This window comes from Robbsia andropogonis, from assembly GCF_034047095.1.
Classification (GTDB): Bacteria; Pseudomonadota; Gammaproteobacteria; order Burkholderiales; family Burkholderiaceae; genus Robbsia; species Robbsia andropogonis.
This window is the reverse complement of sequence record NZ_CP139170.1, coordinates 291,602-308,320: the sequence shown is the minus strand read 5'-3', so window position 1 is coordinate 308,320 and position 16,719 is coordinate 291,602. Positions and strand designations below refer to the sequence as shown.

The following is a 16,719-nucleotide window of genomic DNA, read 5'->3' as shown; positions in this document are numbered from 1 at the left end:
ATCATGGCGCTGCCCTCGGGAGCGCCATGGCCCTGCACGGCGGAACGTTGCAACACCACCGGCACACCCTGGCGTAATGCCGTGGCCGCCGCGCGCCGTGCGGCCCAGGCCTCTTCCACCGCGGCAGTGAACTGCGTACGGAAGGCATCGTTCGAGAACCGCAACGCGTTGTCGCGGCACACGTTCGGATCGAATCGTTCTCGATTGGTCTCGAAACGCTCGACCGCGGCCACGATGCTTTCGACCGATTGCTCATCGAAGAACACGCCGGTAGGCAATCGTGGCGCGGGCGCATCCAGATCGACCACGGTCTCCAACGCGCCGCCCTTGCCGAAAGCGATCACGGGCGTGCCTGACGCCTGCGCTTCCACCGGCGTGATACCAAAGTCCTCTTCCGCCGCGAAGACAAATGCTTGCGCACTGCCCATCTGACGCTTTAATTCGCTAAACGGTTGATATCCCATGACTTCGACATTCGGTCCGGCCTGTGCCCGTATTTTTTCGAGATCGGGACCATCACCAATGACTTTCAGCTTGCGTTGCGGCATCGCCGAGAATGCAGCGACGATCAGATCCATCTTCTTGTACGGGACCATTCGCGACGCCGTCAGGTAGAACGGTTCCTTGTCCGTCTGCAGCGAGAATGCATCGACATCGACAGGGGGATAAAGCACGTCGGCTTCTCGGCGATACACTTTCCAGATACGCCGGCGAATGAAATCGGAGTTGCAGAGGAAGTAGTCGACGCCATTGGCGGTACGGACATCCCAGTTGCGCATGTAGTGCAGGATTGCACGCGCGATCCAGCCGCTCTTCTTTTTATCGAGTCCACTCTCGCGCAGGTATTGATGCTGCAGATCCCACGCATAGCGAATCGGCGAATGCACATAGCTCAGGTGCACCTGATCCGGCCCGGTGATGACGCCTTTGGCAACCGCATAGCTGCTCGATACGATGACATCGTACGAGGACAGATCCAATTGCTCGATGGCAAGGGGCATCAACGGCAGGTATGCGCGGTACTTCGACTTCGACATCGGTAGATTCTGCACGAATGTCGTGGTCGCACGTTTTCCCTTGAGGAAACCGCGCTTCTCGTCGTCAAGGTGATCGACGGTACTGAAAATATCGGCGTCCGGAAAGCAGTTGATCATCTGCTCCAGCACTTTCTCGGCGCCGGCATATACCACCAGCCAGTCATGAATGATCGCGATCTTCAACGCGGCACCTCCGGCTGTTGCGTCGCATGAGGCGGATTGGTCGGCCCCGATACGTTGTCGCGCATCGCATCGGCCGCGCCCTGGCGCGTCGCGCGGAAGCGCGTCATGATGTGCTTGTCTCCACGCAGCCACTGCCGCACCAGTTGAACATATCCAGGCACGTCACGCGTGCCTACCAGGCGATACCACTGGCACACTTGCGGTCCACGGGGGCCGAAATGATCTAGCATGATCCGATGCAGGTTGTACGCCGCATTGGTCAACGCGACAACGCTGGGGGCGTTCCGTCCGTCTTCATCGAAGCGTTCGGCCGGGTAGTGATTGACTTGTACCTGCGGATCGTAAATCAGCTTCCATCCGGCGCGACGCACCGCCAGGCTCATCGCGAGGTCGTTATGCACCTGCGCGCCAGTGCCACGCAGACGACGGTCGAAACCGATCTCCTTGATGATCGCGGTGCGATAACTCATATTCGCGCCTTTGAGCACGTCCACCTCGCGTGCGGCACCGGCACCCAAATGATGATTGCCGATCACGCGTCCGGTGGGCTCCACCACCCCCACGCGCTCACGCGTACCGGTCATCGGCTGGCCTCGATGGTGGACCCAATCCCGTCCGCCCACCCCCCCGACCTTCGAATCCGCGGTGAAATGCCCGACAATGCGCGCAATCCAATCAGGATGCGGGGTAGCATCGTCGTCGGTGATGCAGGTGATGTCGAACTGGCTGGCTGCAAGACCGGCATTCAGCGCCGCTACCTGGCCTCCCACGTGCACATCGACGATGCGCAACGGGAAGGACTCGGGGAATGCGGTGCGGGCCACTGCATCTCGGGTCTCGTGATCGTCGGTACGCGCTACCACGAGCACCTCGTCCGCCGGTCGTTGTTGTGCCTGTAAAGCATTCAGGCACTTCAACAGGTCTGCCGGACGGCGATAACTGGGAACTAGGACCGTGACTTTCATAAAGGGTTCTCTCATTCTTGCGCGGACGCCGTTGCCGGCGTGCACCGCTTACGCAGCCGCGCGTTCATATACTTCGCGCGTGCGCCGGGCAATCACTTGTACGTCGAAATGCGTACGGGCATAGGTACGACATGCTTCACTGTCCGGAAGCGTCATTCGACCGCTCATCACATCGTCGATGGCCGTGGCGATGGCGCTGCTTCCGGTGGATGGCAGAACGAGATCCGGGGACAAACCACTGACCGCATCGGGCAATCCCCCCACGGGCGTTACCATTACCGGTGTACCGCACGCCAGGGACTCGATGGTGATGAGGCCGAAGCCCTCCAGCGCCACGGTCGGCACGATGCTCAAATTCGCCGATTGATACACCAGCGGCAGATCTGCATCGGGCACATAGCCGAGCAGTTTCAATTGTGCGCCGATCCCTTTCGACTCCGCCCGCGCCTTCAGTTCGTCGGACAAGGGACCCTTGCCGGCAATCACCAGCAAGAGGTCGGGCCATTTCTCCCGCAATTGCGCCACGGCATCGACGAGATCCTCCAGCCCCATGCGCCGGACCAGGCGCCGGACCGCGACGATGATCGGACGATCGGTCGGCAGCCCCAGCTTCTCGCGCGCCTGCCGCTGCGTCAGTCCCGTTTCGTACGACTGCGTATGGATGCAACCCGGCACGATTTCGATCTTGTCGCGCGCCATCCCGTACTGTTCCTCCAACACCTTCGCAAACGCCCGCGACAGCACGATCTGCCGTTGCGTGCGCTTGTAGACGGATTTTTCGAGATGCGCCTTGATGCCGTGCGTCAGGCCGGTCGGGTTTTCGAAGCCACTTTCGCTGGCCCAGGGGCCGTGAAAGTGCATCACCGTGGGCGTGTCCGCCAGCGCCTTCATGCCAGGCATCGCATACAACGCAAAATGGATAGCAACGTTATCCGGCTTGAATGCCCGTACTTCCTCACGAATGGCGGTACGGCTCGCAAGCAGACGTCGCGCCAGCGACTCGTCCTTACCGGCGAAGCTGCGAACACGGCCACCGGTATCGCGTTCCGCCTGGCCATTGCCGGCCACTAGGCCATGCACGGTGACTCCCGCGTCCGGCAGGGCGTTGAACAACGTGTAGTACATGCGATCCAGGCCACCCGGTCTTTCCGGGAACCAGTGCATGCCAAGTTGAAGTGATTTCATCTGGACTCTCGATTCGTTACACGTCAGCCTTGGGTCAAGACCGACCGTTCAGTCCACGAATTCAGCCAGCCGTGGCCCCTACGGGGACGTACCCGCTCACACGGACACTGGTTGATTCGCCTGCTTGCAATCGCTACTCAGCGAGCGGGCTGAGGCTCGCCGCGCTGCTTCTCCGCCAGCGTGCGTTCATAGACGGCCAAATAGCGCTCGGCCATCGCCTGCCAGGAATTTCGCTTGACGGCTTCACGGCCTCTCACCCGCATGGCTTCGCGCAGCGACGGGTCGGCTTGTATCGTCTTCACTGCCCGAACCATGCCGTCGACGTCGTCGGGGTCCTGCAGTACCACGCCGGCATTGCCGAGCAATTCCGATGCACCGGCACGCGCCGAGGCGATCACCGGCAGGCCCGCGGCCATCGCCTCTGGAATCACCAACGCCCATGGGTCATAGCGCGACGGAAAGACAAACGCGTCACAGGAGGCCATCAACTGCGGCGTGGCCTTTACATGACCCAGGAAGTGGACACGATCGGCGATGCCGAGATCCTGCGCCATCTTCGGATGCACGCTGCCCCGCGCCTCTCCGCCCACCGCGAGTTCGATCTCCGGTGGCAGTTTCGCCAACGCCTTCAGCACCGTATCCAGGTTCTTGCGTGAATTCCGGATATCGCCGACAAACAGCAGCAGAAACTTGTCCTCCGGCAGCTTGAACCGGGCGCGGTCACGTGGCACGTCCGTAAAGCTCTCCACCGATCCGCCATTGAAGATAACATCCGCGCCCCCTTCGATACCGGCCTGCTTCAACTCATCGCCAACGCGCTTCGACACGGCGATGATCGTCCGTGCACGTTTCAATGCAACCCGTTCGAGGCACATGTTCAAGCGCGTATAGAAATACTGATAGGCCGAGCGCAGGCCACCGAATGGTGAAAACGGATAGAAGCCGCTGCGATACCAGCCGCGATGCACGAAGTGCACCGCGTTGACATCCGCGGCGGCCCACGTGATGAAGCCATTCACGTGCAGGATATCGAATTCACCTCGGTGCTTTCGGATGGCCTGCAAGCTGCGCCACGCGAACACCTGGTAGCGCAACATATAGGTCGGTAATGTGCCGTAGTCGATCTTGATCCAGGTCAGGTTCGGATGATCCGCGAAATCGGTCTTCAATTCCGCGGCGAACAGCAACACCTTCCAGCCGCGTGCCAGCGCGGCCCGGATCACTTCGAGGTTCACGCGCCCCTGTCCGTCGTTTTCCCGGATGACATGCTGGACGACCGCTAATCTCATATCGCCCCCTTTTTCCCGATAATGCGTTGATGCACACCGCCGATTGGTCGTGAACCGCGATTGACGATCACCCCGGTACCGGTACGCCGCACCGGTTCTGCGGGCGGCGTCGGTTCGCTACGCCGCGTCGTAACCGCGCGCGGTGCCGGGTTAGCAGAAGGCGGTGGCGCCGCGCGCTCCGCCGAAGCACGCGTGCGACGGCTTGCGTCGGGCGTTGGCGTACCGCCTTGGACGCCAACCTGCGGCAATGCCCGACGACGCTCGTAATACCGTGCCGCCATCAGCGGGATCGTCACGCCTGTCATGTACAACAGGCCGTCCAACGCAACCAGTGTATTAACGAAGACGAGCTGCGCCAACACGCCGATGGCAATCGCGTACCACACCATCACGAAACGGTCTTGCCGATACTTGATGGCGAGCCGCGTGGCCCGCGCCAGCGAACTGAACAGGCCGATCAGGAACAGCAACACACCGGGCCAACCCAGCGTGTAGGGCAACTCCATCACGCCGCTGTCGAACGATGCGGTCAGCGCGGCATTCCCATCACTGCCGCCGCTCAGCCGGGCGCCGGTGCCCACCGCGCCCATTCCTTGTCCGGCCACGTCGCCGAGCGCCGTGGAAAGAAAACTCGAATAAAACTGTGTCCGGGCCTCAAAGCTGTTGTCGCTGCTGATGTCGCCGACGGTGTTCACCCGCTTGCTCAACTGATCGGAAACCAGACTACTGGTGAAGACCGGAACCGACAACATCGCCACGATCAGTACACCGAAAATCACGCGAATCTTGGTCTTTGCGTCGAGCACCGTCAGCAACAGCAGGATCGACAACACCATGCCCCCCCAGGCCGAGCGCACCAGTGTCAAACCCAGGCAAATCACGCCAAGCGACGCGGTCAGCCAGCGCCACTTGTAGCCGGGCACCAGTGACAGCAACAATCCCGCCGAGATCATGCCGGCGAATGGGCCGGTCGAATTCAACGGTCCGAACATCCGTGACGCGAACGGCGCCGGATCGCCCAGCGAACTGGTCAGACCGGACAATGTCATCCACAGCGCATCCCATGGCGGCATGATCGCGTACTGGATCACGCCGTAGATACCCATGAAGATCGTGCCCGATAACCATGTACGCATCATCATCCGCTGGAACTGCGGAAAACGTTCGGATAACGAATACGCGTGCAAGGCCATCAAGATGGGATATAGCCATCCTGAAAAAGCATACGTCGCCGAAAATAAACCATTGGTGACAATACCCACCAGGAAACTGTAAATCGTGCCGGCGAGCATCAGTAAATACGGCAAGCCGCTCTTCGTACCCAGGAAACGACCGTGCCGCATCAGGCTAAACAGTGACAGCATCGCCACCGCCAGCGGCGCGACCTGGATCGGACTGGTGGGATTGAAGGTGCCATGGAAGAAGTCGGTCAATCGGCGTATTTCGGACGAGACGAACCACAACCACAAGGAATAACCGATGTAGTAGACCGGATAGCGCTTCAGAAACCAGGCGCCTATCCCCACCGACATCACGGGAAAGGCGAATTCGAGCAGCGTTCCCTGATGCGCGACGATCAGCAACAGCGTGATGACGATCTGCGCGACCGGGAGCGCCCAGAACTCCTTCGAACTGGTGCGGCGCGCGCCCCCCTGCCGCGTGACAGTGCCGGCCGCTTGCGCGGAACCGGCCGCGGGGCGCGGAGGCAGGGAGGAGGGAGAACTGAGCGAACTCATCGGCGCACTCAATGCGATTCGCTATCGTACTGATAGACGTAGTGGTAATTGCCGCCGCCGTACTTGCCGTACTTTGCAACGCGGCTCGGGATCGCATTGAAGATGGCGCCCACGACACGGCCACCGGACTGCGTCAGCTTCTTGATGGAACCGGACACCTCGCGCTCGGCATGCATGCCATGGCGGAACACGAGGAAGGAACTGCCGGCAAAGCTGCCGATGATCGTGGCATCGGTCACCGCCAGCACCGGTGGCGTGTCGATAATGACGATATCGTATGCGTTGCTCAACGTCTCAAAAACATTGCGCGTTTCCGGCGACATCAGCAACTCGGCAGGGTTGTCCGGAATCGCACCTGTCCAGATCGTGCTCAGGCCGGCGATATCCGTCTGGTTCACGACCTGCTCGACCGGCAGCGTCCCTGTCAACGCTTCGGACAAACCTGGGAAGCGAGGCTGATTGAAGTACTCGTTCAAATGACCACGGCGCATGTCGGCGTCCACCAGCAGCACGCGCTTGCCGGCTTCGGCAAGTAGCGTTGCGATGTTGACCGAGACAAAGCTCTTGCCGGTACCCGGCACGGGACCCGACATCGCCAGCAAGTTGTTCGGCGCATCGGCGAGCGCGAACTGCAACGAGGTGCGGAAGCTGCGCAACGATTCCACCGACGGATCCTTCGGCAGCGACTTCGCCAGAATCGCGCGGCGGCCGTCGCGAGCGCGCTTGTAGCTCTCGTCCCAGCGCACCTGCACCGCGTTCAGGGGCACTGCACCCATGACCGGCAATCCCATCGACCGTTCGATGACATCCGGATCCTCGATACCGCTAGACATCTGCTTGCGACCGAATACGAACAAGGCCCCCAGAATGATCCCGAGGAACACCGATGCGGCAACAATCATCCCCTTCTTCGGTTTGATCGGCGTTGCCGGAGGCATGGCGCGATCCAGTATCCGCACATTCCCCGTCGTACCCGCGCGCTGGATCTGCAATTCCTGAACGCGGTTCAACAGCAGCACATAAATGTCTTCTGAAACCTTCGCATCCCGTTGCAGGCTCAATGCATTGGCCTCATCGATCGGCATGCTCTTGAAGCGTTCCTGGAACTTGTCGCGTGCCGCGGTGATCTGCGCGATCTGTTCCTCGATCGACTTTACGACCGGATGTTCGCGCGTGTAGCGCTGCAACAGGTCGGCTTCCTGCAACTTCAGCGTGTCGATCTGGCGTTCATAGTCGATCGCCCCCTGCAAGTAGACATTCGCTTCCTCGGACGGCTTGAACGTACCCGACTTTTGCTGGAAGGCGCTCAACCGCTGCTCGGCCGCCTGCAGCTCTGCCTTGCGGCCCGGCAGTTCTTCGTTCAGGAAGTTCAGCATCAGGCTGGCATCTTCCTGCTTGCGCTGTATGTGCTGCTTCAGGTACGAGTCCGCCACGGCGTTCGTCAGTGCCGTGATACGGTCCGGACTGGCACCGGTCATCGAAATCTGAATGACGCCGGTTTGCTTGCCTTGCTCCGCAACCGCCACACCGGCACCAAATCCCTCGATCGTTTCCAGTTCGTTCTGGCGCGTCACGGTGAAACGGCAACCCGGATTCGCAACCAGTTGCTTGATCAACATCGTTACGCCATTGCCATGCGCCGTCTGACCGACCGCGCCTTTCAGCAACAGATTGCCATTCGGGTCCCGCAGTTCATACGTATCGTTCTCACCCACCGTCAGCAACAGCGGCACGTTCTCCAGCTGCTGCGGCACCGTGATGTCATCGATGTCGACACTCTCACCGCCCCAGGCATACCCTTTCAGGCCGAACCAGGGACGCGACAGATGGCCTTTCCCGCCAAGCAGGTGCGCCAGCGAGCCGAGCACCGGGAACGTCTTTGGTTCAACGCCGAATTGCATCTTGAACTGATGCACGACCGGCCCGAGCACGTCACGGCTCTCGATCACCTGTATCTCGGCCGCCGTCGGCAGCGTCGTGCCGGACAGGCTGCTCAGGGCATTGGCTTGCTGCGCGAGCGGCGACGAGGTGTTGTCCGGTTGCTCGACCTGCACCAGGGCGTCCACCGAATAGATCGGCGTGGCGATCTCGACATAGACCAAGGCCGCGACGACGACAACGACGGTGATGCCAACGATCCACCAAATCTGCTCGATGAACAGACGGATCAGGTCTCCTAGTACGAGACCCTCCTGCTCGCCACCCTGGGCCGTCGGCCCGACATTATTAGCTGGGGTATTCAAATTCTCTCTGCCGGTCGATTCAACATTCCGCCCGTCCTGCATTGCAACGGGCCCCGAAGCGCGCATTCTCCAGCCGGTGGCAAGAAAATGCGCGAGGCATGATATGGGCATTACGCAAAGTAGTGCCACGGAACCGGCACCGAAACCACTGGTGCCAGTCTGCCAGACATTACTTCGACAACTGCTTCAGGTAGAACAGTGACGACAAGGTCGGCGTCACGAGACTCAAGACGCGGTTGAAACGTACGCCCTTCGCCGTGCCCACATAGACAACGTCCAGCGGATCCATCTGGAACTGCGACGCCAGCAACAACGAACCCGGCTGCGTCATGTCCAACTGGTAGATCTGCGGCTCGGTCGGGTTGTCCCGGCCGCCGCGGAACACGAACACCTCGCGCACGTTGGCCGCGGTATTGTCCACGCCCTGAGCGCCGGTGACGGCGTCGGCCAATGTCAGGCGTCCTTTGTTCATATACAGCGTTGTCGGTTTGATGACTTCACCAAGCACGAAGACGCGACTGTCGATCTGGTCCGGCACGTTCAATACATCACCGCCTTGCAACAGCACGTTCTGGGACACATCGCCCTTGTCGAGCAGTGCATAGGCGTTGATGATCGTCGTCTTGCCGTCACGAATCAACCGCACGCGTTGCAAGTCGCCCGTGTCGCTGGCACCGCCGGAACGCGCGATGGCGTCGGCCAACGTCAATGGACGGTCAGTGATCGGCAGCGTGCCGTTGGCCTTGAACTGGCCTGTCAACTGCACTTGCTGGCTGCGGTACGCCAGAATGCGGACAGTCACCTGCGGATGATTGATATAGCGCGACAGCGCGCCTTCCAGCGCTCTCTGTACCTGGTCGGTGGTCTTGTCACCTACCATCACCGTGCCCGCGTAAGGGAAGAAGATCGTGCCGTTCGGCTGCACGGTATAGCCGGTCGGATCGTTCTGCATGCCGCCACTCGCCGTTTGCGAGAACGGTGTCGCCAAGCTCGTGCCCCCGGTCGGACTGCTCATCGTCGAACCCAGCGAGCTACCGCCGGACATCGACAATTCAGGGTGATCCCAGACCGTGACCGCCAGAATGTCCTGTGGCTCGATTTTATATTCGTAATGCTTGGGCACGCCGACGGGAACACCCAACGTCGCATCAGCGGCCTTTGCCGCCTGTTTCTGTGCCAGTCCTTGCCGCAATACCACTTCAGGAGTGATGGGCTGCACCAGATAGGACTCGTCTTCCGTGTTGACGACGTTCGCCTTCGTCATGCTGGACGTGTCCAGGTAGCTACCTGGCGCCCACATGCAGCCACCTAACGTAGCCATTCCGAGACAAGAAATAAGCACTGCGCGACTTAGCATATTTTTTTGATCCAGTTTTCGACTGACTGCTCCACAAGTTCGGCACTGCCGCGATATACCGACTCTGCTTGTCTGTACGGGTCGTAGATTTCAACGTTGAGCCACTTGCCCAGCAAGTGCACCTTCCCACGGGAGGAGGGGTCCAGATCTGACACTTCCCGAATCTGCCGCTCTTCCATCACGAGCACCAATTGGGCGTCCTGCACCATTTCCGTGGTAATGCGGCGTGAGCGGTGCGCGCTCACATCGATGTCTCGCTCGGCGAGCAAGCGGGCCACCACGTGATCGGCCTCCTGGCCATCACGGGCATGCAGCCCCGCCGAATGCACGACGATCCCTCGCGTCCGGACCTGCTCGCTCGCTTGAAAGAGCGCCTCCGCCATGGGGCTTCGGCAAATGTTCGCATGGCAAACGATCAGTATCTTATTAAACATCGTCGGATCGTCTGAAGTTCAGGCCGTCTTTGGCGAGGACTGACCCTTCACACCAGATGCCGGTATGAAAGGGCGTCCGATCGCTTCATAGCGAAAGCCCAGTTCCGCCATTGACGCCGGCTCGTATAAATTGCGTCCGTCGAAAATCGCGCGCGCGTGCAGTTGCTTGATCAGCTTACCAAAGTCCGGACTTTTGAATGCGGTCCACTCTGTAACAATGATTAACGCGTCGGCGCCTTCGGTCGCATCGTATTGCGCATCCACGAATTCGAGGCGGGCCTGCGCATCGGCATTGCCTTCGAAATCAAGCGCGAACACGCGTTTGGCTTCTGTCTGCGCGACCGGATCATACGCTTTCACCTTCGCGCCACGCGACAGCAGCTCGGCCACCAGCGGGCGGCTTGGCGCCTCGCGCATGTCATCGGTGTTCGGCTTGAATGCCAAGCCCCAGACCGCGAACGTCCTGCCGCCCAAGTCCTCGCCGAAGTGTTTGGTCACCTTGTCCACCAGCACGCTCTTTTGCGCGTTGTTGACGGACTCCACCGCGTTCAGGATCTTCAGATCATGTCCGTATTCGGAACCGGTGCGAATCAGCGCCTGCACATCCTTCGGAAAACACGAGCCGCCGTATCCGGTACCCGCATACAGAAAGCTATAACCGATACGCGGATCAGAACCGATTCCACGACGAACCGCCTCGATGTCCGCACCGACTCTATCCGCCAGGTTCGCCATTTCGTTCATGAAAGAAATGCGCGTGGCCAACATCGCGTTCGCTGCATACTTCGTGAACTCCGCGGAACGCACATCCATATAACGGGTGCGTTCGTGGTTTCGATTGAACGGCGCATACAGGTTCTTCATCATTTCTCGCGCGCGCTCGCCCGTTGCGTCATCGTCGACGCCCAGCACGATCCGGTCGGGACGCATGAAGTCCTCCACCGCAGCGCCTTCCTTCAGGAACTCAGGATTCGAAACAACGGAAAAGCCGTATTTGCCGCCTTCGCTGTCGACACCGCGCGCGGCCAATGCCGCCCGAATGGTATCGGCCACCCGGCTTGCGGTGCCCACCGGCACCGTCGACTTGTCGACGATGACCTTGAAGCCTTCCATGTGTTCGCCGATCTTCTTGGCCGCGGCCAGCACATATTTCAAATCCGCCGAGCCATCTTCATCCGGCGGCGTACCTACCGCGATGAACTGCACGTCACCATGTGCCACGCTCGCCGCGACATCGGTTGAGAACTGCAGACGACCCGCGGCACGATTGCGCGCGATGATTTCCTTCAGTCCCGGCTCATGGATCGGGACACCACCATCGTTCAGGATCGCGATCTTGCGCGGGTCCACGTCAAGGCAGAAGACGTCATTGCCGATCTCCGCCAGGCAGGCGCCCGTGACCAAGCCTACGTAACCAGTGCCAATAATGGTGATTTTCATAATGTTTTATCTATCGTGTTGCGGTTATCAGGCAAGTGCATTCGACGAAGCTGCACAGGCAGCAAGGCGCTTCGCCAACGTCACCCGGATGGGCCGTTGAACGCTTTCAGGGTGCGCCATGAAAGACAACGACCCTCCGTTCTACATCAGTACGCGTTGCTGCCGATAAAGCCCTTGACGATTGTCAGCAGGACAATCTTCATATCGAACCAAAAGCTCCAGTGCTGAATATAGTACAGGTCGAATTTGACACGTGCCTCCATCTTCTCCACGCGATCCGTTTCACCGCGAAAGCCGTTGACCTGCGCCCACCCCGTAATACCGGGTTTGATCCGATACCGGTACATATATCCATCCACCTGGTCCTTATAGAGATCGTCATGGGCGATCGCATGCGGGCGCGGCCCCACCACGGACATTTCGCCGCGCAGCACATTGATGAACTGCGGCAGTTCGTCCAGGCTCGTTCGACGCAGGAACGCGCCCACCTTCGTAATCCGAGGGTCCACCTTTTTCGCCTGCGTGATGACCCCGGCCGCCTCGGTATGCACCTTCATCGAACGGAACTTATATATTTCGAACTCACGCCCGTCAACGCCCTTGCGCCACTGCTTGAAGAAAACCGGCCCACGCGACGATACCTTGACTGCAATAGCAATCGAAATCAGCAGCGGCGACAGCATCAACAGCACTACCGCGGCGAAAAGGCGGTCGAAGACCAGCTTCGGCAAGACCTGTAGTTCCGCCACTTCATTGCCGGTCAGGTTGATGGCAGGCAGACCAAGCAGATCGATGATCGAATGATTGAACAAGCTGAGACTGCGGACATCGGGGATGAATCGGATATTGACGAAGTCATTCCGAAACTCTCGCATGTACCGCATGATGTTGCGCTCCTCCGAAAGCGGCAATGCCAGCCAGATTTCGTGCACCCGACGCTGCCGCACCATGCGCACCAGTTCGTCGAAGCTCGACAGCACCGGCACGCCCGCGATCTGTTGCGGTGGTTGCAATGCCTCCGGCACGGTCGCATATGTGGCATCGATCGGCGTGAACTCCGCACTATAGATATCGCGTGAGGGATCTTCCTCCAGCACACACACCGCGCGGAAGCCTGCCTGCGGCGCTGTGCGAATGCGCGACAACACAGCCCGGCAATAACCGCCCGAACCGACGATTACCACCGCACGCTGGTTCAAGCCCTGGCGCCGGATGTTCTTCAGTAACGCATAGAAGAAGGACTTCGACAGCACAAGCAGGATGCCGCACGTCACTACCCACGCGCCCACCCATTCCCGGGATAGCGAATGCGTCCGTTGCAGGCCGAAGACCACTGCAAGGGCAAACACCATCACTACAAGCCACGCACAGATAACGCGAACCAGCAACTCGCCTATTTGCTTGCCGCGCCAGGACTGATAAATATTCAGCCCAGGAAACAGCAGTACCACGCCCAAACTGTTGAAGACCACCATGAAGTAGTCGACGTCCGACCACCGGTGGTGCGCCCCCCCACCAAAAACGAAATGCGTCCCGATGCCGCTCAACGCGACAACGAGTATATCGATCAGCCTGGCCATTAATGGAAGCATCTTTTCTTTCTCCTCCCAGGGGCTAAGAGCAATCCAACGCAGACGTGAATGTCGTTCCCGATGGATCGCATTGCCGCCCGCACCGTCGCCGGACCACCATCACCGGCCATTGGCATCCACGCCGGGTTGATACCAAAGGCTCTTCGGACTCCGCTCATCCGTCAGGTCATACAACTGGAACTGTCGATCAAGCTTCGCACCACCATCCCGTGTCAGCGGTTCCCAATTCAGGTTCGCCACACCACCGGTCGATCGACTGAGCAATGCATCGAACGGGATTTGCACATAAATACCCTTGTCAAAACTACCTTCTCCAAATTGCGCCGATGAGACGTTCGTCTTTGTTGCATAGGCGCCCATCAACACACCATTACGGAAGCGTCGCGATACATCCAGCGTCACGCCTTTATCCTTCGCCAAGTACTGGCCGACGCTGGCCTTGACTAGCACGTCGTGCCAACCTGTATCCCAATAAGCCGTCAGATGACCGGTGAAAGCTTTGTAATCGCGCATGCTGAAGTCCTGATTGAATGCGCGCTGCCTGACCTCATTGACGTCCACGCCCACCGCCAACGGGCTATTCGACGGACGATAGAGCCATTCGGCGCCGACCCCCGCATACATCGGCTCCAGCAGGCCGCCATAGACGCTGTAGTACTGGTTCGCCGTCAACTTGCCGACATGCGTCATCTGCAGGTAGGGGATCGTCAACCGGGACGTCGTCATGTACTCCCGCGCATACGTGCGGACCCGTGGCAGCGAACTGGGTGCGTCATACGTGAAGTTCGAATAGTTGTCGAACAGGCGGTAGCTGAGCCCGCCCGCGATCCACGTGTCCGATCGCAGCCGGAAGGCCGCATTCATCGTCGCGGAAATGCTGTACAACACAAAGCCATTCGGACCGCCCAGGGATTGGGAATAGCCCGGACCGAACGCGTAATAGAAGCGCTGGATCGGGGCCTTGTAAAGCGTTGGGCCTTCGTCCACCTGCGCGTTCGGTGGCGGCGCGCCTTCGAGAATCACCGGCGTCTGATCCGTGACCGGCACCGCCTGTGTCTTGCTTTGCACCCATGCCGTACGACGGACTGTGTAGGAGCGCATCGTCTGTCCGTGCACAACGGTAACGATCCGGAACGTATCGATATCGGCCGGCGCATCGCGATGCAGCACCGCCGAGATCTGATCCAGCAAACGGCGGCGATAGAAGGCCTGCGGACTGTCGAATACAATGACGAGTACATGACCATGCGACTGGATATCCAGCACTTTCCAACCGGTCTGGGCCTGGACGTCCGCCGCGGTCTTTTTCCAATCCGGCGGTGGCGCATCGGCGGCCGGGCGTTGTGGCTGCACCGGCAGCGACGGCACCTCGCTCAGCTTGCGGGTACCAAGGTTCGACAGGTTGCCGTGTAGCGTCGCGCCGAACATCAAACGATTGCCGCGCTCGAAACCCGCGCTTAAGTCGAGGTTGCGATTCAAGCGATACGTAAAACCAACATTGATCGGCAGTTTGGCGTGTGCGTTATATCCGAACGGTTCCTGCTTATAGTCATTGCCGTCGTACTCCAGCTTCAACACCAACGGAATGCTCGACAGCTGGTACTGAACGCCACCGAACAAAGAGGTACGGCCACGGAAGAATGAGTCACCGAGACCACCCGCTTCCGATGAACCCGAACCGGACCCATCCGGACGGGTGTTGAATTTACTGCTGAATATCGACAATGGATTGCTCAGGTTGCCGCGTCCGCCGATATAGCCCCACCCGAGTCCCAGCGACCAGTCAAAACCACCAGTACGCTTGCTGGCCACCAGATACTCACCAGAGAAAAGGCCGGTACCCCCAATATCCATCGCCCCGACGGAAAATTCCGGGATATACGCGGATTCCTTCCACAGCCGGACCTTCACATCGATCGATTTGTCCTTGTATGACTGGTCTCCGCTCAAAGCCTCCGCGCCGTACAAGTGATTCATGATGCTGGTGTAGCGGAACCCGAATTCGAACCAGTCGAGGGGGTGCAGCATCACATTTACACGCTGATACGGATTCACTTCGGTGAAACTGATCGACGCTTCACCGGCACGTCCCATCCGTGCGGACGGTGTCTGCAACAACCCTTCGCTGCCCCAATCATTGGCGGTGATTTGCAGGTCGGTCCCGCGGTCGTCGGCCCATCGGCTAGCCGCCGCCAGATTCGCTGCGCTGACGTTTGGCTTGATCAGTTCGTCCGGCGTCGCCGACTGCTTCAACGCCATGCTATTCGCCGTGACGGACGCCTCAGACGACGTCATCGGAGCAGCGGCACGCGCGTTATCGGCTTTGGGCACCGCATTCTGAGCAACCGTCGTCACCGCCACGGGCGCCGTACGGCGGTCATTGCCACTCGCCGAATTCACCGTATCCGCCTGGATCGATGCGCCGTTCAGCGCCGTCGCGTTCTCCGAGCCAATGACCGGGTCTACTGTCGACGACGTGGCGGCGGCAGGCGTACGTATGCCGGACGGCGGCTGTGTCGCGAGGAATTCAGCAATCTTGTCAGACACGCTTTCGGGCCAGCCACTACGGCGGCTGGGTGCCCAGATCCACGCACCGGGCGCGACGGTAACTTGTTTTTGTTCGTTCCAGATCGCGATGCCGGCCTTTGCAACGGTCCCGTCAGGCTGGGCTACCCAGGCGATTTCGGCGCGGATTCGCGGCGTGCAGGCACGTATGTAGTAGCTGGCTTCCGAATCCGGGTGATAGGGCACCGTGCAAACGTCACCATTTTCCAGGATCACGCTAACAGTATCGGGCCGTAACGGAATCGTCACCGTGTCACCCGGCGACAGCATCGGGTCGAGCGGCGGATTGACTTGCAGCCAGCGGCCATCGCCGGAAGGCACCGGCAGTCGGCCGGTAGGCTGCATGCCGGACAATCGCGCGTACAGGCCGTCACGGGTAGCTGCCTTGATGCGACGCGTGCCGGGACGATAACGAATCTGCGTGAGCAACGCGCGCCAGCGCGCCTCCTGGATCAATCGGTCTAGCGGACGCGTCCAAATCAGGGCGTGCGTGTACAGCGGCGCCGGTGCGGAACCGCCCGCGCCATTGCTGTCCAACCCCGCCTCTTCAATATGACGTTGCACGAGCCAATCACCCAGATATGTGGACTGATCAATCGTCGCCGATACTTGCGACCATGCCCGCATCGGCACACCGCAAAGCAACAGACACGACAATAGATACCGTGCGCTTTGGCCACGTGTACGTCGCAC

The 16,719-nt window shown here is 59.9% G+C and carries 10 protein-coding genes and 1 pseudogene; all 11 read right to left on the bottom strand.

Going from position 1 to position 16,719, the window contains the following annotated elements; all coding sequences use genetic code 11:
• Nucleotides 1-29: 29 nt before the first annotated feature.
• Nucleotides 30-1,223, bottom strand: a pseudogene (locus SJQ66_RS14900) (glycosyltransferase family 4 protein); the annotation flags it as partial.
• The gene (locus tag SJQ66_RS14895) at nucleotides 1,217-2,185 is read right to left on the bottom strand and encodes a glycosyltransferase family 2 protein (protein WP_024903612.1); all 969 of its coding nucleotides are present in this window, start codon (nucleotides 2,183-2,185) and stop codon (nucleotides 1,217-1,219) included. The gene SJQ66_RS14895 and the pseudogene SJQ66_RS14900, both read right to left, overlap by 7 nt.
• A 48-nt stretch (nucleotides 2,186-2,233) precedes the next feature.
• Entirely contained in the window at nucleotides 2,234-3,370 is a 1,137-nt protein-coding gene (locus SJQ66_RS14890) for a glycosyltransferase family 4 protein (RefSeq protein ID WP_046152282.1), read from the bottom strand.
• 137 nt (nucleotides 3,371-3,507) lie between these two features.
• Nucleotides 3,508-4,659 (bottom strand): glycosyltransferase family 4 protein, encoded by a 1,152-nt coding sequence (locus SJQ66_RS14885; RefSeq protein WP_320534954.1) that lies wholly within the window; start codon nucleotides 4,657-4,659, stop codon nucleotides 3,508-3,510.
• The gene (locus SJQ66_RS14880; protein WP_320534953.1) at nucleotides 4,656-6,395 is read right to left on the bottom strand and encodes an O-antigen ligase family protein; all 1,740 of its coding nucleotides are present in this window, start codon (nucleotides 6,393-6,395) and stop codon (nucleotides 4,656-4,658) included. The genes SJQ66_RS14885 and SJQ66_RS14880 overlap by 4 nt, the downstream gene beginning before the upstream one ends.
• Before the next feature lie 8 nt (nucleotides 6,396-6,403).
• The gene (locus SJQ66_RS14875) at nucleotides 6,404-8,638 is read right to left on the bottom strand and encodes a polysaccharide biosynthesis tyrosine autokinase (protein WP_051504423.1); all 2,235 of its coding nucleotides are present in this window, start codon (nucleotides 8,636-8,638) and stop codon (nucleotides 6,404-6,406) included.
• Between the two features lie 169 nt (nucleotides 8,639-8,807).
• Nucleotides 8,808-9,995, bottom strand: a complete 1,188-nt coding sequence (locus tag SJQ66_RS14870; RefSeq protein ID WP_024903617.1) for a polysaccharide biosynthesis/export family protein — start codon at nucleotides 9,993-9,995, stop codon at nucleotides 8,808-8,810.
• A complete protein-coding gene (locus SJQ66_RS14865; RefSeq protein ID WP_024903618.1) occupies nucleotides 9,989-10,429 on the bottom strand; it encodes a low molecular weight protein-tyrosine-phosphatase in 441 nt (146 codons plus the stop codon). Before SJQ66_RS14865 ends, SJQ66_RS14870 begins: the two co-directional genes overlap by 7 nt.
• An 18-nt stretch (nucleotides 10,430-10,447) precedes the next feature.
• Nucleotides 10,448-11,869 carry a UDP-glucose dehydrogenase family protein gene (locus tag SJQ66_RS14860; protein ID WP_320534952.1) on the bottom strand — a complete coding sequence of 474 codons (1,422 nt, stop codon included), beginning with the start codon at nucleotides 11,867-11,869 and terminating at the stop codon, nucleotides 10,448-10,450.
• Between the two features lie 146 nt (nucleotides 11,870-12,015).
• Nucleotides 12,016-13,461, bottom strand: coding sequence for an undecaprenyl-phosphate glucose phosphotransferase (locus tag SJQ66_RS14855; RefSeq protein ID WP_024903620.1), 1,446 nt, complete (start codon nucleotides 13,459-13,461; stop codon nucleotides 12,016-12,018).
• A gap of 99 nt (nucleotides 13,462-13,560) precedes the next feature.
• A complete protein-coding gene (locus SJQ66_RS14850; protein WP_162199035.1) occupies nucleotides 13,561-16,719 on the bottom strand; it encodes a YjbH domain-containing protein in 3,159 nt (1,052 codons plus the stop codon).